General features: G+C 71.0%; 20 protein-coding genes and 1 pseudogene. 12 read left to right on the top strand and 9 right to left on the bottom strand.

What is annotated here, in order from left to right:
- Window positions 1-22: 22 nt before the first annotated feature.
- Both ACRAWC_RS10355 and ACRAWC_RS10350 read left to right on the top strand, forming a co-directional pair.
- Window positions 23-1387, top strand: coding sequence for a glycoside hydrolase family 32 protein (locus tag ACRAWC_RS10355; RefSeq protein ID WP_431347644.1), 1365 nt, complete (start codon window positions 23-25; stop codon window positions 1385-1387).
- Between the two features lie 54 nt (window positions 1388-1441).
- Entirely contained in the window at window positions 1442-3001 is a 1560-nt protein-coding gene (locus tag ACRAWC_RS10350) for a phospholipase D family protein (RefSeq protein ID WP_431347643.1), read from the top strand.
- A gap of 34 nt (window positions 3002-3035) precedes the next feature.
- Here the strand turns inward: ACRAWC_RS10350 and ACRAWC_RS10345 are convergent, their stop codons facing one another.
- The 3 genes and pseudogenes from ACRAWC_RS10345 to ACRAWC_RS10335 all read right to left on the bottom strand — a co-directional run bounded on the left by ACRAWC_RS10345 (window position 3036) and on the right by ACRAWC_RS10335 (window position 4644).
- A complete protein-coding gene (locus ACRAWC_RS10345) occupies window positions 3036-3542 on the bottom strand; it encodes a DUF1206 domain-containing protein (protein ID WP_431347642.1) in 507 nt (168 codons plus the stop codon).
- A gap of 194 nt (window positions 3543-3736) precedes the next feature.
- Window positions 3737-3838, bottom strand: a pseudogene (locus ACRAWC_RS10340) (hypothetical protein); the annotation flags it as partial.
- A gap of 23 nt (window positions 3839-3861) precedes the next feature.
- A complete protein-coding gene (locus tag ACRAWC_RS10335; RefSeq protein WP_431347641.1) occupies window positions 3862-4644 on the bottom strand; it encodes a phosphatase PAP2 family protein in 783 nt (260 codons plus the stop codon).
- A 166-nt stretch (window positions 4645-4810) separates the two neighbouring features.
- On the opposite strand from ACRAWC_RS10335, the gene ACRAWC_RS10330 reads away from it, so the two are divergent.
- Window positions 4811-5371 carry a GNAT family N-acetyltransferase gene (locus ACRAWC_RS10330; protein ID WP_431347640.1) on the top strand — a complete coding sequence of 187 codons (561 nt, stop codon included), beginning with the start codon at window positions 4811-4813 and terminating at the stop codon, window positions 5369-5371.
- Between the two features lie 26 nt (window positions 5372-5397).
- Here ACRAWC_RS10330 and ACRAWC_RS10325 read toward each other — a convergent pair whose 3' ends face one another.
- From ACRAWC_RS10325 to ACRAWC_RS10305, 5 genes are all read right to left on the bottom strand, one after another.
- A complete protein-coding gene (locus tag ACRAWC_RS10325; protein WP_431347639.1) occupies window positions 5398-6129 on the bottom strand; it encodes a hypothetical protein in 732 nt (243 codons plus the stop codon).
- Between the two features lie 109 nt (window positions 6130-6238).
- Window positions 6239-6925 (bottom strand): SDR family oxidoreductase, encoded by a 687-nt coding sequence (locus ACRAWC_RS10320; protein WP_431347638.1) that lies wholly within the window; start codon window positions 6923-6925, stop codon window positions 6239-6241.
- Between the two features lie 39 nt (window positions 6926-6964).
- Window positions 6965-7618 carry a GntR family transcriptional regulator gene (locus tag ACRAWC_RS10315; RefSeq protein WP_431347637.1) on the bottom strand — a complete coding sequence of 218 codons (654 nt, stop codon included), beginning with the start codon at window positions 7616-7618 and terminating at the stop codon, window positions 6965-6967.
- Window positions 7618-8295 carry a GntR family transcriptional regulator gene (locus tag ACRAWC_RS10310; RefSeq protein ID WP_431347636.1) on the bottom strand — a complete coding sequence of 226 codons (678 nt, stop codon included), beginning with the start codon at window positions 8293-8295 and terminating at the stop codon, window positions 7618-7620. Before ACRAWC_RS10310 ends, ACRAWC_RS10315 begins: the two co-directional genes overlap by 1 nt.
- 419 nt (window positions 8296-8714) lie before the next feature.
- Window positions 8715-9434 carry a GntR family transcriptional regulator gene (locus ACRAWC_RS10305; RefSeq protein WP_431347635.1) on the bottom strand — a complete coding sequence of 240 codons (720 nt, stop codon included), beginning with the start codon at window positions 9432-9434 and terminating at the stop codon, window positions 8715-8717.
- A 135-nt stretch (window positions 9435-9569) separates the two neighbouring features.
- Here ACRAWC_RS10305 and ACRAWC_RS10300 point away from each other — a divergent pair, with 135 nt between their 5' ends.
- The 9 genes from ACRAWC_RS10300 to ACRAWC_RS10260 are packed head-to-tail and all read left to right on the top strand — an operon-like array spanning window position 9570 to window position 18372.
- Window positions 9570-10802, top strand: a complete 1233-nt coding sequence (locus ACRAWC_RS10300) for an ABC transporter substrate-binding protein (protein WP_431347634.1) — start codon at window positions 9570-9572, stop codon at window positions 10800-10802.
- The gene (locus ACRAWC_RS10295) at window positions 10799-10921 is read left to right on the top strand and encodes a hypothetical protein (RefSeq protein WP_431347633.1); all 123 of its coding nucleotides are present in this window, start codon (window positions 10799-10801) and stop codon (window positions 10919-10921) included. Before ACRAWC_RS10300 ends, ACRAWC_RS10295 begins: the two co-directional genes overlap by 4 nt.
- Window positions 10922-10925: 4 nt before the next feature.
- Entirely contained in the window at window positions 10926-11900 is a 975-nt protein-coding gene (locus tag ACRAWC_RS10290; RefSeq protein ID WP_431347632.1) for a carbohydrate ABC transporter permease, read from the top strand.
- Window positions 11897-12709, top strand: coding sequence for a carbohydrate ABC transporter permease (locus ACRAWC_RS10285; RefSeq protein WP_431347631.1), 813 nt, complete (start codon window positions 11897-11899; stop codon window positions 12707-12709). The genes ACRAWC_RS10290 and ACRAWC_RS10285 overlap by 4 nt, the downstream gene beginning before the upstream one ends.
- A gap of 53 nt (window positions 12710-12762) precedes the next feature.
- Window positions 12763-13569: a 6-phosphogluconolactonase gene (locus tag ACRAWC_RS10280; RefSeq protein ID WP_431347630.1), complete on the top strand. Its 807-nt coding sequence runs from the start codon at window positions 12763-12765 to the stop codon at window positions 13567-13569.
- 55 nt (window positions 13570-13624) lie between these two features.
- Window positions 13625-14926, top strand: coding sequence for a hypothetical protein (locus ACRAWC_RS10275; RefSeq protein WP_431347629.1), 1302 nt, complete (start codon window positions 13625-13627; stop codon window positions 14924-14926).
- A 2-nt stretch (window positions 14927-14928) separates the two neighbouring features.
- The gene (locus ACRAWC_RS10270) at window positions 14929-15948 is read left to right on the top strand and encodes a BadF/BadG/BcrA/BcrD ATPase family protein (RefSeq protein WP_431347628.1); all 1020 of its coding nucleotides are present in this window, start codon (window positions 14929-14931) and stop codon (window positions 15946-15948) included.
- A gap of 43 nt (window positions 15949-15991) precedes the next feature.
- Window positions 15992-17962 carry a glycoside hydrolase family 3 protein gene (locus ACRAWC_RS10265; RefSeq protein WP_431347627.1) on the top strand — a complete coding sequence of 657 codons (1971 nt, stop codon included), beginning with the start codon at window positions 15992-15994 and terminating at the stop codon, window positions 17960-17962.
- Window positions 17863-18372 carry a fibronectin type III-like domain-contianing protein gene (locus ACRAWC_RS10260; protein WP_431347626.1) on the top strand — a complete coding sequence of 170 codons (510 nt, stop codon included), beginning with the start codon at window positions 17863-17865 and terminating at the stop codon, window positions 18370-18372. The genes ACRAWC_RS10265 and ACRAWC_RS10260 overlap by 100 nt, the downstream gene beginning before the upstream one ends.
- A gap of 4 nt (window positions 18373-18376) precedes the next feature.
- Here ACRAWC_RS10260 and ACRAWC_RS10255 read toward each other — a convergent pair whose 3' ends face one another.
- Entirely contained in the window at window positions 18377-18520 is a 144-nt protein-coding gene (locus ACRAWC_RS10255) for a hypothetical protein (RefSeq protein WP_431347625.1), read from the bottom strand.
- Between the last annotated feature and the right edge of the window lie 45 nt (window positions 18521-18565).

Here is an 18565-nt window from a genome sequence, read left to right as displayed (position 1 = left end):
CTTCGAAAGAGAGACCTGTTTCATGCACGACCACCACCTCCCGCAGTTCCATGTGCGCCTTCCGCGCGGCTACGTCAACGACCCGAACGGCCCGGTCGAGCTGGGCGGCACGACGCACCTGTACTTCCAGTCGCGCTCGCACGCCGAGCTGGCCGTCCCCGTCGAGTGGGGGCACGCCACGACCGAGGACCTCGTGCACTGGACGCTGCACCGGCCGGCGATGAGCCCGGTGCCGGGGGGCCTCGACTCGGGCGGGTGCTGGTCGGGGAACACGGTGGTCGACGGCGACCGCGTGCGGGCCTTCTACTCCGGCAAGGTGGACGACAGCCCCTACCAGTCGATCCTGACGACGGTGTCCGACGAGGACGGCACGAACTTCGGGGAGCCGACCCAGGTCGTGGCCGACCCCGCTCCCGCGGAGGGGGTCACCATGTTCCGCGACCCGTTCGTCTGGCGCGACGCCTCCCGCTGGCACATGGTGGTCGGCGCGGCGCTCCCCGACGAGACGGCGGCCATGCGGCTGTACGGCTCGGCTGACGGCGCGGAATGGGACTACGTGGGCGAGCTCTCCCGCCTGCAGCGCGCGGTCGTGGGCGGCGTCGACACCGGTGAGGGCTGGGAGTGCCCGCAGCTCATCACGGCCGACGGACGCGAGGTGGCGATCGTGTCGTCCTGGTCGCACGCGGGCGGCCCCGGTGTCGTGCTGGCGTTCCCGGTCGACTCGGCTCCCGTCCCGCGGCGCGTGGACGACGGGCACCACTTCTACGCCGCGTCGGTGATGCGCGAGGGATCGTACGGGCATGTGCTGTTCGGCTGGATCACGGAGGGCCGCGAGGACGCGCGCTGGCAGGAGGCCGGCTGGGCCGGCGCCATCTCACTGCCACGGCGCGCGTGGCTCGACGGCGACGCCCTCCGCACCGCGCCGCATCCCGCGGTCGAGGCGCTGCGCGACGGGCCGTCGCGACCGGCGGACGGTGCGACGATCGGCGCGCAGGCGGAGCTCGTCGTCCCCGCCGTCTCCGGCAGGGTCCGGCTCCGGTTCGGCGCGGACGAGTTCCTGGACCTCGCTCTGGACCTGGAGGCCGGGACGCTGACGCTCGACCGGAGCGCCGCGAGCACCGCGCCGGGCGTCGAGACCGACGGCGCGACGGTGGCACAGGCGTTCGGCGACCGCGTCGAGTGGGCCGCCCGCGTCTTCCTCGACGGCTCGGTCGTTGAGGTCTTCACCAGCGCCGGCCGCTCGATCACCACCCGCGTCTATCCGACGACGCCGCCCCCGTGGCGCGTCGAGGCGCCGCGGGGGACCGTCGTCTGGGATGTCGCCCCCGCGATCGCAGCGGTCACCGAAACCCGGGCGGCGGCGAAGGTGTCCCTTGCCGTGACCTGAGACCGGCAGACGGTCGACCCGTCGAGGCGGCGTCTCGGGCGTAGAGTGCGTGGCGTGCCGAGTGATGCCTCCGAATGGTTCTTGAGCCGGGCCGAGCGGGGCAACCCGGCGTCCGCTGTGCAGGCGGGTCCCTCCGGATCCGCGTCGTGGTCGGAGGGGAACCTGGTCCGGCCGCTCGTCCACGGTGCCAACTATTTCGCGCGGCTGCACGAGGAGCTGTCGGCGCTGGAGCCGGGCGACCGGGTGTTCTTCACCGACTGGCGTGGCGACAAGGATGAGCTGCTCCTGCCGGGCGGACCGACGATCGGGGAGCTGCTGGCCGACATCGCGCGCGCGGGCGTGGAGGTGCGCGGCCTCGTGTGGCGTTCCCACGGCGAACGCATCCAGGGGCGGATGAGCGGACTGTCGAACGCGCTGCTGGGCCGGGAGATCAACGACGCCGGCGGCGAGGTCCTCCTGGACCAGCGGGTGCGGGCCTTCGGGTCGCACCATCAGAAGCTCTTCGTGATCCGGCACACGCGGGACGCGTCGCGGGACGTCGCGTTCGTCGGCGGGATCGACCTCTGCCACAGCCGCCGGGACGATGCCGAGCACGCGGGGGATCCGCAAGCGCTGGAGATCGACCCGCGTTACGGCGAGCGACCGCCCTGGCACGACGCCGCCCTCGAACTGCGCGGACCCGTGGTCGGCGACCTGCTGGACACGTTCTCCGAGCGCTGGAACGACCCGCACCCGCTGGATCATCGCAACCCGTACCGGATGCTCGTGCAGCGTCTCGCCGACATGCCCCGGCACCCGAAACCACTCCCCGAGGCGGCCCCTCCACCCCCGGTTGCGGGAACGCACGCCGTGCAGGTGCTGAGGACGTACGCACCGAAGCGTCCGCCGTTCCCGTTCGCTCCGCACGGGGAGCGCAGCATCGCGCGCGCCTACCTCAAAGCCTTCGCGCGCGCACGCTCCTTCATCTACATCGAGGACCAGTACCTGTGGTCGAGGGAGGTCGTGGCCGGGATCGCGAAGGCCCTGAGGTCGAACCCGGAACTGCGGGTGATCGTCGTGCTGCCGCGCTATCCGGACGACGACCGCGGGATCGCGGGGCCGCCCGGCCGACTCGGCCAGCATCGGGCCGTCTCGCTGCTCCGCCGTGCGGCTCCCGGCCGGGTCGGCGTCTTCGACCTCGAGAACGACGCCGGCACTCCGATCTACGTGCACGCGAAGATCTGCATCGTGGACGACACCTGGATGACGTGCGGCTCCGACAACTTCAACCTGCGTTCCTGGACCTCCGACAGCGAGCTCACCTGCGCCGTCGTCGGAGGGGACATCGCACGCGACCTCCGCGCGCGGCTGTGGGCCGAGCACCTCGGTCTGGACCCCGATGACCCGCGGATCCGTGACGCCACCGACGCGCTGGCGCTCTGGACGGAGAGGAGCGACGCGCTCGACGCCTGGCACCGGTCCGGTCGGCGATCGTCCCGGCCGCGCGGCCAGGCCCGACGTCACCGCATCGAACCGGTGACGTGGGTGCAGCGTGTCTGGGCGGAACCGCTGTACCGGGTCGTCGTGGATCCCGACTCGCGGCCGCGCAGGCTGCGGCGCACCGGCCGGTTCTAGAGCTCGTGTCCGGCGTTCCTCCCGGGTTCACCCCTCAAAGGATCGCCAGCTTCGCGCGGAATCCGCAGTACACGCCGTAGGCGATGAGGCCGACTCCGATGACGATCAGGATCACCGTGCCGAAGGGCAGCACGGCGAGGGTCTTCAGCGCCCCGTCGAGGCCGGTCGCCTTGTTCGGGTCGAAGGTCAACGCTGCGACGCCGAACAGCACGCCGACCACGGCGATGGCAACGCCCTTCGCGATGTAGCCGAAGACGCCGAGGGCCTTGGCGGTGTCGCCGAGCGGGCCGGGCGGGGTGCGGATGGTCTTGAGGAAGGAGCGCGTCGCGCCGCGGACGATGAAGCCGACGCCGATCGCGAGGATGCCGAGGCCGACAACGACGAGGAGGAAGACTCCTCCGGGTGCGGCGAGCAGGTTCGCGGTGAAGCTCTTCGACGACGCGACGGAGTTCGTCCCGCTCCGCGCGCGAAACTGAACGCGGTCACGGCGACGAACAGGTAGCCGGCCGCCTTCCCCAGTTCGCCCAGCCGGTGAAGCCACGTTCGCTTCGGGTCCGGCCCGGGTATCAGGAAGGCGTGCAGGATCTGCCAGGCCCCCAACGCCACGAGTGCGATCACGATGATCCACAGCAGGACGAGGCCCGCCGGATTGCCGGCGAAGCCGCTCAGCGCGCCGGACTGGTCGGCTTCGCCTCCGCGGCCGATCGCGACGCCGATCGCGATCGCGCCGATGAGGGCGTGGACCAATCCGTTGACGGCGTATCCGATTCGCGCGGCGAGCTGGAGAGCCGGATTGTCCTCCGCCTTGCTCGCCTGCCGCTCAACTGCTCCAGTCATTTTCGTCCAGTCTCCTCGTGGTGTCAGGTTCCGTCGGTCTGGAGCTTCGAGTACTCGCCGGTGATGGGCTCACCCGGCACTCGCACCGTTCTCCAGGTGTCCACGGCGATCACGATCCCGAGGACGATCAGTGAGAGGGAGACGGAGGCGAGAGTGTCCGTCAGCCAGTGGTAGCCGAGGTAGATCCGGCTGACGATCTGGGCCGCGATTCCGACGGCCGCGATGGCGAAGCCGATGATCGCCCACCACGGGTTCGTTTTGCGCGACGCGATCAGGAAGGCGGTGAGCAGGAGGAAGTCCGCGGTCCCGAGAACATGACCGGACGGAAAGCCGAAACTCGGGTCGGGGCCGAAGAGCATCAGCCGGATGGGAGGCCGTGGCCGTTCGACGACGGAGGGCACGACCAGGGCGACGATCAGTCCGAGCAGCATCCCTGCGACGAGCATGATCGGTCGCCAGAAGTGTCGCGCCGTGAGGAACCAGATCGCGATCACGAGGAAGACGATGATCGGAAGAGCGATCGGCCCGAAGGCGATGGCGAGCGAGATCGCGACGGCGGTGTCGGGCGCCGAGCGCTGCGTGTTGATCCAGAGCTCGACGGACCTGTCCAGTTCGGACAGCCCCTCGTGCGTGAGCACGCCGATGAGGAGCACGGTGAAGCACACCGCGCCGACCACGATGAGACTCGCTGCGACCAGGATCAGCCGCCTGCGGATGGCCGGAGAGACGTAGCGTTCCTCGACGATGAGCTTCTGATGCCACGTTCGTCCGTCGGGTGACCTTCGCGTGGGTGTCGCTGTTGACATGGACTCCTCGGGCTCAGTCCGGTTGGAAGGTGCCAGACACGGTACGCGCGTCCTGCCGCCGCGCAAGGTCCACGGCCGGGCGCACCGGGCCGACCGCGACACCATGTTCGCCTTCCCGCGCGTCGACAACGCCGCCTCGAACGCGCGCTCCCGGTAGCGTGGCCTCATGTTCTCGAAGACCCTCGCCTCCGGCGCGCGACTCCGCCCACTCGAGCCCTGGATGGCGGAGGAGTTCGCCGCGCACCTCGACCGTGCCCGGGAGCACATCCGGCCGTGGGTGGGGCCGTCGTTCGTCACCGAGGACGTCGCCGGCGCCCGCGCCACGCTCGGCCGGTACGCGGAGCGCGCGGCCAGAGAGGGCGCGGGCATCTACGGTCTCTGGGCGGACGGCACGCTGGTCGGCGGCGTCATGTTCGTGGAATTCGTGCCGGCGACCGGCGGCTTCGAGGTGGGCTGCTGGCTGGAACCGGACGCTGAGGGCCACGGCCACATCACGAGCGCCGTCCGCGAACTGCTCGCCTACGCGTTCGACGAGCGCGGCATGCACCGGGCCGAGTGGCGCTGCCGGAGCGACAACGACCGCAGCTCGGCCGTCGCGCGTCGCCTGGGCATGACCCTCGAGGGTGTGCTCCGGGAGGCGTGGCCGGTGGGCGGCGTCTTCCACGACAAGCAGCTCTGGTCGCTGCTCGCCTCCGAGTGGGAGGTAGCCCGCGCGGTCGAGGTGTGACGGCTGCGGTCAGCAACACTTCACCGCTACTTCTTCACCGCCTCCCGCACCGCCTTCGCGTCCGCCTGCGCCTTCTTCACGGCCGCGCGCGCCGACGTGAGCGACGACTTCGCCGACGACAGCGCCGAGTGGTTGGAGTCGTAGGAGGCCGGGGTCACGCCGAGGGCCGCCGCTGCGACTCCACTCGCGTCGTGGGACGCGGTGGAGAGCTGCGCGCTCAGGTCGGTGAGGTCGGACTGGAGCGCGGAGGTCGACGTGGCCTTGTCCTTGCCCGAGAGCAGGGCGGCGAGGGCGGACTGCTCCTTGGCCAGCTTGGGGATGGTGGTGCCGGTGAGGCGATCGGCGTCCGACGCGAGGCGCGCCTGGGGAAGGGCGACGGCGAACACACGGTAGGAGTCGTGGACCTTCGTGAGGTCGGCGGCCGCCTGGGTGGCCGTGGTGTCGGCCGCGATGGCCGAGGCCGAGGACTTCATGCCGGCGAGGTCGGTGTTGAGGGTCGCGAGGATCGTGGACTTGTCGCTGGAGGTCAGAGACGTGTCGGCGTCGACCTTCGCGATCGCCGCGGTGAGCTTGGTCTCGCGGTCGCTGGTCGCCTTCGCGCCGGCGGCCTGGAGTTGCGCGAGTGTCTTGGGGGCGTGCGATGCGGATGCGGTCGGGGTCGGCGTCGGGGTGTCGGCGAAGGCCGGGCCGCCGATGAGCGCCGCGCACGCGATTCCCGCGGTCGCCGCCGTCATGATGCCGATGGATCGTCTGGACATGGTTCTCCCGTTCAGAGGTAAGCGGCCGGGGGATTTCCGGCTGACTTCAGCCTCGTCGGGGAATGTTCGGGGATCGTAAAGTCGGGGTTCGGAATCGGTACGGCGGGGTTCAGCGCCGCCGCACCGGACGCACGGTCAGCGCCTCGACCATCCCCGTGTTCGGCAGATCGACGGCGACGCGCACGGTCGCCGCGACCATCTCCGGTGTGATCGTGTAGGCGGCGTCGTATTCGTGCCCTTCGCGGGCGACGAGCGCGCGCTGCATGTCGGTGTCGACGCGGCCGGGGTGGATGCTGGTGACGCGGACACCGTTCGGGCGCTCCTCCTCCCGCAGCGCGTCGGTGAGCGCGCGGAGGGCGAACTTGGAGCCGGAGTAGACGCCGCCGCCCGCGCCGCTGCTCAGTCCGGATCCGCTGTTGATGGCGACGACCAGCCCGCCGGTCGCTCGCAGCGCCGGGAGGGTCGCCCGCAGCAGCGCTGCGACCGCGAACACGTTGACCTCGAACACATGCCGCCAGGTCGCGTCGTCCGTGTCGGCGATCGTGCCGCCGTCCTCCACGCCGGCGGACAGCACGAGCACGTCGAGCCGGTGCGGGATATCCGGGAGGGTGTCCCCGGTCAGGTCCGCGACGAACGGCTCGGCCGACGGCAGTTCCGCCACGACGGCCGCGACGCCCGCGGCATCCCGTCCGCCGACCAGGATGTGGTGGGTGCCGCCCAGCTCGGCGGCGATCGCCCGGCCGATGCCGCGCGACGCTCCGGTGATCAGGGCGAGAGGACGGGAGTTCTGAGCCATGCCCCGAGCCTAAGCCGCGGGAGGCGCGAGGAGCGCACGCTAGCCGCGCTCGCTCCCCAGCCGGAAGATCCGCTTCGTCACGTCGATGACCCGCTCGTCGTCCCCGTCCAGCAGCGCCGCCGACAGGTCCGTGTAGTCCTGCGCCAGCTCGCCCAGGTCTGCGTCGAGCGCGCGGTGGGTCACGGTGACGTGATAGCTCAGCGACGGCCCCGTCTGCGCGACGACCTCGATGAAGACCGGGTTCGGGCACGCCCGCACGATCGATCCGAAATAGGCCTCGGCAGCCTTGGTGATCGAGGGGATGTCGCCGCGCCGGTGCTGCGCCGTCACGTCCCGGGCCAGCGCGGCGAGGCGCGTCCGATCCTCCGCGATCAGGTGCGGGAGGGTCAGGATGGTCGCGCCGGTCACGAGCACGCCGATCGTCTGGAGGGTGTCGAGCGCCTCCTCCGGGCGCGGCGCGATGACGGCGGAGTGCGACTGCGGCGCCGTGTCCACCAGGCCTTCCAGGCTGAGCGTGTGCAGCGCCTGCCGGATCGGTGTGCCGGAGACGCCGAGCCAGCCGCGCAGCTCGGCCTCGTCCAGGCGTTCGCCGGGCAGGAGCACGCCGGAGAGGATGGCCTCTTTGAGCTGCGCGTAGACGCGTTCGCGGACGAGTTCGCGTGGGCCGGCGGTGCTGTCGCGGGGGATCGGCATCAGGCGCGTCCCTCGCCGGGGGCCGGCCGCAGGGGATCGATGCGGAAGACCTCCCGCGTCGCCGCAGCCACCCCTCGGGTGTCCGCGGCCGCGAGCGCGGACCGCAGCGCGGCGTACGACTGCGCGGCCTCCATCCAGTCGATCCCGAGAGCGCGGTACGCGACCCCGACATAGTACGCGCGGGCCGCGAGCGTCCGCTCGCCCAGCCGGAGCAGCACACGGTTCGGGCACAGCGCCATCAGGCGCCCGTGGTACTGCCGGGACGCCGCCATCGAGCTGTCCAGGTCGGCGGCCTGCAGCGCGGCGATCAAGCGGTCGAGATCCCCGACGAGCGCGTCCCGGTCGGCGTCGGACAGTCCGCTCAGCGTGAGGTCCTGGACGCCCAGGACGAACACTCCGATGGTCTGCAGGTGCGGCACGGCGTCCTCCGCCCGGGGCTCCACCACGCGGGTGTACGACTGGGCGGCGGTCTCCACGAAGCCCTCGACCGTCAACGCGTGGAGGGCCTGCCGGATGGGCGTCTTCGACATCCCGAGCCAGGCCTGCAGCTCGGCGTCGTCCAGGTGCTCGCCGGGACGGATCGTCCCGTCGAGGATCGCCGTCTTCAGCGACTCGTACGCGCGATCGCGCGCCAGCACACGCACCTGCCGGTTCTCCGACACCCCCGGGACGGGCATCTCCACACCTTCTCTCGCGCGCACGCGCGCTGCTCCGACAACGATCGTACCGACCGCGATGGGTCCGTGGAACTAGAGCCTGGATTAAAGTTCCAATCGGGTCGTATACTCCCAGCAGGAACACGCTTCCGACAGTTCCCCCAGGGAGGGCCCGCCCCCAGTGGTCCCTCCGCCCGACGGGCTCCCGAGATTTCGGGTGTCGGGCGCCCGTCGAGGGGTCCTGCGTTTCGGGTACGCAGGACCCCTCTAAATCTGTCGTGAACACACCGGCGCCGCGGGCGCGGTGGGTGTGCGCGGTGGCGCAGCAGTGGGGCTTCTCGTCGGAGGCGGAGTTCGTGCGGCACCACCGCGAGGAGAACGGCGCGGACCCGGTCGGTCCGGGGCGTAGACGGGACGCGACCCCGTCGGCCCAGCGACTTCTAGCCCGCCCGGTACAGGTCCGCCTCGAACCGGTACGCGTCCCCCCGATAGGTGTTCAAGCCCAGCAGCACCGGGCCACCGGCGCGGTCGTAGGCGATCTCGCGCCCGATCAGCACCGGACTTCCCGACGCGATGTGCAGCAGTCCGGCGATGTCGGCGCTCGCCGCGTCGGCCTGGACGCTGTACGCGCTGCGGTAGATGTCGACCGAGCAGAGCGTCTGCAGCGACTCGTACAGCGACGCGTCGTTCAGGTCGGCCTCCACCAGCGGCGCCGCGACCGACAGCGGGATGACGTTGGTGTCCACGCAGATCGGGGTCGAGTTCATCCCCCGCAAGCGCACCAGCACGAGCACGTCGGCGCCGGCGACGATGCCGAGCCGTTCCGCCTCGTCGATGGTGGCCGACCGGACGCTCTGCTCGAGCACCTTCGCCGTCGGTGTGTGCCCGCGCAGCCGGGCCATCTCGCTGAAGCTCTGCAGCGTGCTCGGCGGCTCTCCGACCGTTGGGCTGGGGACGAACCAGCCGCGCTGCGCCGAGCGTGCGATCCGGCCCTGTCGCTCCAGGTCTTCCAGGGCCGTGCGGATAGTGCTCCGGCTGACGTGGAGGCTCTCGGCCAGCAGCCGTTCGCCGGGCAGGCGCGTGCCCGGCGGGTACACGCCGTGGTTGAGGGACGCGTTGAGGTCGCGGGTCACGCGCTCGGCGATCGTCGGGGTCTTCACACTGGTGACCATACCAGTTCGACCGTTGGCTGTTAATTCGGTTCTCGAATGGACTATCTGGTTTGGTTATGGCTACGGTTGGTTCCGCGCCGGATCTCGGCGCCACCACCTGCTGTGGAGTTAAAGGAGACCCGCATGAAAAAGAGGCACCTCGCCGGAGCGCTCGCGCTCACCGCTGGACTGGCCCTGGGCCTGACAGCGTGCGCACCCGGAGGCTCCAGCGCCGCGGGCTCCTCGCACGCCGTCTCGAAAGACGTGTCCGGCAAGCCCGTCACCCTCAAGATCCTCGACTTCTGGCAGGGCGACGAGGGCAAGTGGATGGACTCGGTCGTCACGGCCTTCGAGAAGAAGCACCCGAACATCACCATCAAGCGCACCACGCAGGACTGGGGCCAGGTGATGAACACCCTCAACCTCCGCCTCGCCGACCCGAACGGTCCGGACATCGCGCTCGTCAACAACGGCTGGCAGTCGATGGGCACCCTCGCCAAGGGTGGCCGCATCCTCAACCTGGACGACTACTCCGACCTGTACGGCTGGAAGAAGGAGATCCCGGACACCATCGCCCGCCAGCTCGAGTTCACCCCGGACGGCAAGGCGATGGGCACCGGCTCGCTCTACGCCACCCCGGCGGCGCGTTCATCGCTGATCGGTCTCTACTACAACAAGGAGATCCTGGACAAGCTGGGCCTCCCCGTGCCGAAGACCCTGGGCGATTTCGAGAAGGACGCCGCAGCGGTCAAGGCCGCCGGCATCACCCCGATCGCCTACGGTTCGCAGGACAAGGGCTCCGCCACCTCCATCCTCTTCGCCACGCAGGACCTGTACGCGACGTCGAAGAACATCGGTGACTTCGTCTACTCCAGCGGCAAGGTCCCGATCACCTCGACCGGCATCGTCGACGCCGCCAAAGACGTCAAGAAGTGGGCAGACGCGGGCTGGTTCACCGCGAACTACCCGGGCGTCCAGTACGCCGACGCGCAGGCGGAGTTCCTGGGCGGCAAGGCGGCCTTCCGGTTCGAGTACACCGGCTCGCTCGGCTTCTCGGACGCGCAGAAGCAGACGATGGGCTACGTCCAGCTCCCGCAGGTGCAGGGCGGCAAGGTCGTAGGCACCGGTTCGACCGCGGCCAACCTCTCCATCTCGGCGAAGTCGAAGCACCCGGACGCCGCGGCGGCCTTCCTCGACTTCATGGCGTCGAAGACGGCGGCCCAGCAGGCGGTCGGCCACGGCTTCCTCCCGCTGCTGCACTCGGGCCTGAGCACGCCGAGCGGCAACGCGGAGCTGGCCACCGAGATCAGCGCCCAGCAGAAGCTCGACGCGGGCAACGGCTACGTGCCGTACTTCGACTGGTCGACCCCTCGATGATCGACACGATCGGCGGCCAGCTCCAGCAGCTCTACGCCGGCCAGGTCACGCCCGACCAGCTCGCCGCGGCCGGCCAGAAGGACTACGACGCCTTCCAGACCCAGCGGAAGCAGGGCTGACGGGATGACCTCGTCCCAGGTGGTGCAGCGGCCGGAGGCCCCGGCCGCTGCACCGGCGGCCCCTGGCCGCAGCGCGCCGAAGCGGTCCGTGCGGCGCACGCTGACACCGCGGGTGCGCCGCCGCCGCTGGCTCGGGCTCGCCTTCGCGGCACCCGGCCTCCTGTTCTACGGCTTCGTGGTGATCGTCCCGATCCTGCAGAGCGTCAACTACTCCTTTTACCGCTGGGACGGCGTGACCACCGCGAAGTGGGTGGGCCTGAGCAACTACGTCTCCTTCTTCACCGACCCGGCCCTCCTCGAGTCGCTCGGCCACGTGCTCGTGCTGGTCGTCTTCTTCGCGGTGCTGCCGATCGCGCTCGGCCTGCTCTCCGCCGCACTGCTCGGCCGGGGCAAGCTCCGCGGCGGCGGGGCCTACCGCTGGCTGCTCTTCCTCCCGCAGGTGCTGACCAGCGTGGTCGTCGCCGTGATCTGGAAGCGCATCTACGGCCCGGACGGGCCCCTCAACTCCGCTTTGCGCGCTGTCGGCCTCGGCGACCTGGCCAAGAACTGGCTCGGCGACTTCACCTGGGCGCTGCCCTCGCTGGGCGTCATCGGCACCTGGACCGCCCTCGGCCTCTGCATGGTGCTGTTCGTCGCCGGCGTCGCCGCCATCCCGACGGAGCTCTACGAGGCCGCCCGCATCGACGGAGCCGGACCGATCCGGGAGTTCTTCTCGATCACCCTCCCGAGCCTCCGCGGCCAGGTCGCTGTCGCGCTCACACTCACGGTGACAGGAGCGTTACGGGCGTTCGACCTGGTGTGGATCACCACACAGGGCGGCCCAGGCACCTCCACCACCACGCCCGCGCTGCTGCTCTACCGCAAGGCGTTCCTCAACCCGGATGTCGGAATGGCCGCGGCCATCGGCATCGTCCTCGCGATCGTCTGCCTCGGCGTCGCGCTCATCATCACCCGACTCTCCGAGGAGAAGGACGCATGATCTCGCGCACCGAGCGCCTCCTCAACCACGCCATTCTCATCTTCGTCACGATCCTCGTGCTGTTCCCGGTGGTCTGGTTCGTGTTCACCGCGCTCAGCCCGAACCGCGGCGGGCAGCTCGACCTGCTGAACCTGCACTTCGGCAACTTCGTCACCGCCTGGAACGAAGGCAACTTCGGGTCGGCCATGATCGCCTCGGCTGTCATCACCGTCGGCGCTGTGCTCGGCCAGACCGTGCTCGCGATCCTCTCCGGCTTCGCCTTCGGCGTGCTCGGCGTCGCCGGGCAGAAGGTCCTCTTCCCGCTGATCCTGTTCGGGCTGATGATCTCGGCCGAGGTCTTCATCATCCCGCTCTACTACACGTTCCAGTCGCTCGGGCTCACGAACTCCTGGCTGGGCCTGATCATCATCCAGATCGGGATGGGCGTGCCGTTCGGCGTCTTCTGGATGCGGGCCACCTTCCGGGCCGTCCCGAAGTCTCTGATCGAGGCGGCCGAGATGGACGGCGCGCGGAGCTGGCGGATGCTGTGGCAGATCCTGCTGCCGATCTCGCGGCCCGCGGTGCTCACGCTCGCGCTGCTGTCGTTCATGTGGACGTGGAACGACTTCTTCCTCTCGCTGGTCTTCATCGCGGACCCGAGCATCCAGCCGGCGACGCTCGCGCTCGGCGTCTTCCAGGGTCAGCACACGCTGGACGTCAACATGCTCGCGGCCGGCTCGCTGATCGTGGCGCTGCCCGTGCTGATCCTCTACGCGTTCTTCCAGCGCCACTTCATCCGGGGCGTCCTCAACGGCGCTCTCAAAGAGTGACCGGCGCAGACCTCACCTTCTCTCACTTCACCAGAAGCAACAAAGGAGTACCCATGCGCATCGCGCCCGAAATCCTCGACACGGCCGACGACGTCGGGCGGGAGGCCGCCCACCAGCTCGCCGACGGGATCGCCGCCGCGGCCGCCGAGGGACGGACGTTCGTCCTCGGCTGCCCGAGCGGCCGCAGTCCCATCGCCACCTACGCGCACCTCGCCGCGCTCGTGGCCGAGCGCGACCTCGACCTCTCCCACGTCGTCGTCGCCCTGATGGACGAGTACGTGGAGGAGACCGACGACGGCTTCCGCGCAATCGACCCGAGCCTCCCGCACAGCTGCGTCGGCTTCGGCCGGCGCGAGATCCTCGGCCTCCTCAACGCCGCGGCGACCCCGGAGCACCGCATCCCCGAGGCCAACCTCTGGTTCCCGGACCCGGCGGCCGAAGCCGGCGAGTACGACCGGGCGCTCGCCGCGGCCGGCGGGATCGACGTGTTCCTGCTCGCCTCCGGCGCTTCCGACGGCCACGTCGCGCTGAACCCGGTCGGCGCCGCCGCCGACACCCTGACCCGCGTCGTCCCGCTCGGGGAGGACACCCGCCGCGACAACCTCGGCACCTTCCCGACGCTGCGCAGCCTGGACGAGGCGCCGCGGTTCGGCGTGACCGTCGGCATCGCCACCATCCGCGAGCTCTCCCGCTCGGTCGTCATGGTCGTCACCGGCGAGCACAAGCAGGACACTGTGCGGCGGCTCGCGGCGGCGGACTCCTACGAGGCCGACTGGCCCGCGACCGTGCTCTCCGAATGCTCCGACGCGCGCTTCCTCGTGGACCGCGACGCGGCCGAGCTGCTCCAGACCACCCGCTGAACCCCCCTCCACCGACACCCCGCCCGCCGGCCACCAGAAAGGCAATACTCACCCCATGGCTTCCATCAAGCTCGTCTACATCGGCGGGGGATCGTCCCGCGGCGCCGGGACGATCGCGTCCATCCTCGAGCACGGCGAGGAGTTCGACGGCTCGGAGATCGTCATCCAGGACGTCGACCCGGCCCGGCTGAAGGCCGTCGAGACCATCGGCCAGAAGATCGCGCAGTCGAAGGGCCTCGACATCACGATCACGTCGACCACCGACCGCCGTGCGGCCCTCGCCGACGCGGACGCGGTGCTGTCGAGCTTCCGCCCGGGCAACTTCGCCGCCCGCGCACTCGACGAGCGCATCCCGCTCAAGCACGGCGTGATCGGCCAGGAGACCCAGGGACCCGGCGGCTTCTTCATGTCGCTGCGCTCGATCCACATCTACGAGGACATCATCCGCGACCTCGACGCCGTCGCGCCGAACGCGATCCTGTTCAACTACACGAACCCGGTCAACATCGTCTCGCAGGCCGTCACCCGGTTCACCGACCGCACGATCTGGTCGATGTGCGAGGGCCCGATCGTCTTCCCCAAGACGGTGCTGCGCGCCGCCGGACTCGATCCGGAGCGCGCGAACGTCGTCATGGCGGGCGTCAACCACAACTGCTGGTCGACCGAGCACACCTACGACGGCGAGGACCTCATGCCGCTGCTCGACGCGGCGTGGGAGGCCCGCAAGGACGACCCGACGCTCGGCACGCTGGAGAAGCGGATGCTGCAGCTCGCGGTCACCATGCGCTCGGTGCCGGCCGACTACTTCCAGTACTACTACTTCCGCGAGGAGATCCTCCGTGAGCTGCAGGGTGCCCGCACCACCCGCGCCGAGGACCTGCTGGCCGCGCTGCCGGGCTACTGGGAGCACTACGACGAGCAGTCGCAGGCGGCCGTCCCCGAGCTGGACCCGCGCCGGTCGCGCGGCGGCATCCACGAGCTGGAGCTCGCGATCGACGTGATGAGCGCGTACTACAACGACGCTCCCGCCCGGCTGCCGGTCAACCTCCCGAACACCGGCGGCGTGCTGCCTGGCTTCGACGAGGATGTCGTCGTGGAGATGTGGTGCGACGTGGACGGCTCCGGCGTGACCCCGCTGCCGCAGAAGCCGCTGCCGCACGCGGTCCGCGGGCTCGTGCAGCAGCTCGCCGAGTACCAGTATCTCGCGGCGGAGGCGGCGTGGAAGGGCACGCGCGCCGACGGCATCCGCGCGCTCTCCGCGAACCCGATGGTCCCGACGCTGCGCGTGGCCGAGGAGCTCTACGACGAGATGGCGCATGCGCACCGTGCGTACCTGCCCGAGCGGCTGCTGCGCTGAACGTGGCGGAGCGCACGGACTCAGGGCCGCTGTATCTCGCGGTCGACGCGGGCAACTCCAAGACGGTCGCGATCATCGTCGACGGTTCGGGCACGGTGCTCGGCCGCGGGCGCGGCGGACGCGGCGACATCTACGGGGCGACGAGCATCGAGGTCGCCGAGACGGCGGTGTTCGGCGCGGTCGAGGCCGCGCTGGAGGAGGCGGGAGCGGCGGTCGCGGACATCCGGTCCGCCGCCTTCCGGCTCGCCGGCGTCGACTATCCGGAGGACGCGTCCTTCTGGGACGAGCGGATCGCGGCCCGGCTGCCGGACATGGGCGGCTGGAGCGTCAAGAACGACGGCTTCGCCTCTCTGCGCCTGATCGACGGCACGGGCGTCGGGCTGTCGATCACGGTCGGCACCGGACCCGCGATCGCCGCCCGGTCGGCGGACGGGCGCGAGCAGTGCTCGGGCTGGTACGTCTTCGACGACCTCGGCGGCCAGGGACTCGGCAACAGCGCGCTCAAGGCGGCGTGCCGCGAGTGGATGGGCATGGGCCCGGCGACGGGACTCACGGCTGTGCTCTGCGAGCACTACGGCGTGGCCGACGCCGGCGAGCTCCGGCACGTCTTCACCCGGCGCTTCGGCGCGCTCGACGGGACCGAGCTGTGGAAGGCCTCCCGGCTCGTGCTCGCGCTCGCCGGGGAGGGCGACGCAGTCGCGCGCGCGATCGTCGACGACCAGGCGAGGGCTTTCGTCGGCTATGCGGAGTGGTGCGCCCGGAGCGTCGGGGCGGACTTCGCCGCGGGCGACCTGCCGGTGCTCCTGAACGGGTCGGTCGCGACCTCTGAACACCCGGCCATGCGGGACGCTCTCCTGGCCGAGCTCCGCCGGGTCGCGCCGGGCGCCCGCGTGACGGTCGCCACGGAGTCGCCGCTGCACGGCGTCCTGCTCGACGCGCTCGCGGAGGGCGGCGTTGCGGTGACGCCCGAGCTGATCGCCCGCGTTCGGCACGAGCACCCCGAGGCGTTCCTGGCGACCTGACGCGTCTTCCCTTCCCCACGGCACCCCGAAAGGCCACCTCACCATGCAGACCCCTCCCTTCGTCGTGGACGACGTCCTCGCCGCCCTCACCCTGGAGGAGAAGGCGTCGCTGCTCTCCGGCGTCGACGACTGGTTCACCCAGGCGATCGACCGACCGGGGCTCCCCGCGCCGGTTCCCGCGATCGAGGTCGGCGACGGCCCGCACGGGCTGCGCAAGGAGACCGGCGTGGACATGGTCTGGGTGCCGGCGACCGGCTTCCCGACCGCGTCGGCGATGGGCGCCTCCTGGGACCGCGACCTCATGCGCCGGGTCGCCGCCGCGATCGGTGCGGAGGCGCGCGCCGAGGGCGTGCAGGTCGTGCTCGGACCGGGGGTGAACATGAAGCGCTCGCCGCTGTGCGGGCGCAACTTCGAGTACTTCTCCGAGGACCCGCTGCACGCGGGCGAGCTCGGCGCGGCCTACGTCGACGGCCTCCAGTCGGCGGGCGTCGGGGCGTCGCTGAAGCACTTCGCGGCCAACAACCAGGAGATCGAACGGACCCGGATCTCCGTCGTCGCCGACGAGCGGACGCTGCGCGAGACATACCTGCCGGCCTTCGAGCGCGTGGTGCGCCAGGCCGAGCCGTGGACGGTGATGTGCTCCTACAACCGGCTCTTCGGCGTGCACGCGTCGCAGAACCGCTGGCTGCTCACCGAGGTGCTGCGCGAGGACTGGGGCTACACCGGCGCGGTCGTCTCCGACTGGGACGCCGTGCACGACCGGGTCGCCGCCCTCCGCGCCGGCCTCGACCTGGAGATGCCGGGCACCCACGGCCGCACGGTCGCGGAGGTGGTGGCGGCAGTGCGCACGGGCGAACTCGACGAGACGGTGGTCGACGCGTCGGCGCGCCGCATCCTGGAGCTGGTCGCCCGCACCTTCCCCGGCGCGGACCACGTCAACGGCCCCGTTCTGGACCTCGGCCACACGCCGGGGGACCGGCTGAGCTCCGCGCAGCTCGACCTCCTCGACGCCGACGCGCACCACGCGCTGGCGCGGGAGGCGGCGTCCGCGTGCGTCACGCTGCTGCGCAACGAGGGGGCGGTGCTTCCGCTCGCGGAGACCGGCGGCACGATCGCGGTCGGCGGCACGATCGCCGTCATCGGGGCCTTCGCCGAGGACGCGCGCATCCAGGGCGGCGGGTCCTCCGGCGTCGATCCGACTCGGGTGGACGTGCCCCTCGACGCGATCCGGGCGATCGCGGGGGAGCGGGTGGTCTACGCTCCCGGCTACATCGACGTCCCCACGAACGCGTACCAGGACGACAACGCCGCGGTGTTCCGTGCCCACGGTGTTGCTTCGGAGTCGGAGCGCCCCGCGGTGGCCCGCCGCTCCGAGCACCTGGTCGAGGAGTTGCGGGTCGCGGAGTCCGTGCAGCGTCTGCGGCAGGGACCGCTTTCCGACCGTGCCCGACAGCTCATCGAGGAGGCCGCCGCCGTCGCCGCGTCCGCCTCCGCCGAGGCGATCGTGGTCTTCGCCGGGCTCCCGCTCTCCCACGAGCAGGAGGCCAACGACCGGTTCACCCTCGGCCTCCCCGCCGACCAGGTCGCCCTGATCGAGGCGCTGGCCGACCTCCGCGACCGCACCGGCGCCTCCCTCACCGTCGTGCTGTCGAACGGCTCGCCCGTGACGATGGACCCGTGGCACGACCGCGTGGACGCCGTCGTGGAGGCCTGGCTCGGGGGCCAGGCCGTCGGGAGCGCGGTCGCCGACGTGCTCTTCGGCCGCGTGAACCCGTCCGGGAAGATCGCCGAGACTTTCCCGCTCGCGCTCGAGGACACCCCGGCTTCCCGAACTGGAACGGCGACCGCGGGACGGTCCTCTACGGCGAGGGCGTCTTCATCGGCTACCGCTGGTACGACGCGCTGCGTCGGGGTGTGCGCTACCCGTTCGGCCACGGGCTCTCGTACACCGGGTTCGCCTACGGCGACCTCCAGGCCGAGGTGGTGGACCCGTCCTCCGGTCGGGTGCGGGTGACGTGCACGGTCGCCAACACCGGCCCCGTCGCGGGCGCCGAGATCGTGCAGCTCTACGTCGGCGACCCGGAGGCCGAGGTGCACCGCCCCGTGCGGGAGCTCCGCGGCTTCGAGAAGGTCGGGTTGGAACCGGGCGAGACGGTTACGGTCTCCTTCGACCTGGTGAGCCGGGATTTCGCGTACTGGGACACCTCGTCGACCCGGCCGGACGGCCGCTCGGGCCTGTGGCGGCGCGAGGGAGGGGACTTCACGATCGAGGTCGGCGCCTCGTCGCGTGACATCCGGCTCGCCACCACGATCACGCTGCCGGACGACCCGACGATCCCGCCGCTCGTGCGCGACTGGGGGCTGCGCCGAGCCGAGGAGGGTGGCGCGCCCTCGTCGCGCTTCGTGCAGGGGCACGCCGGGTGAGAGGCTAGCCCGGCTCCTCCTCCGACTCCAGCGTTTCGTCCGCGTCCACCTCGGTGTCGTCGGTCTCGGTCGCCTCGATGGCCGCCTCCGCCTGCGCCCGCTGCTGGGCTTCGGCGGCGGCCTCGCGCTCGCGTTCGTGTCTGCTCATACGCTCCAGTCTCGCTCGGGAGGGCCTCCTGCGCCTACGTTGGAG

Source organism: Leifsonia sp. L25 (assembly GCF_050632895.1).
Note: the sequence above shows the minus strand (reverse complement) of the source record. Positions and strands in the feature narration are given on the sequence as shown.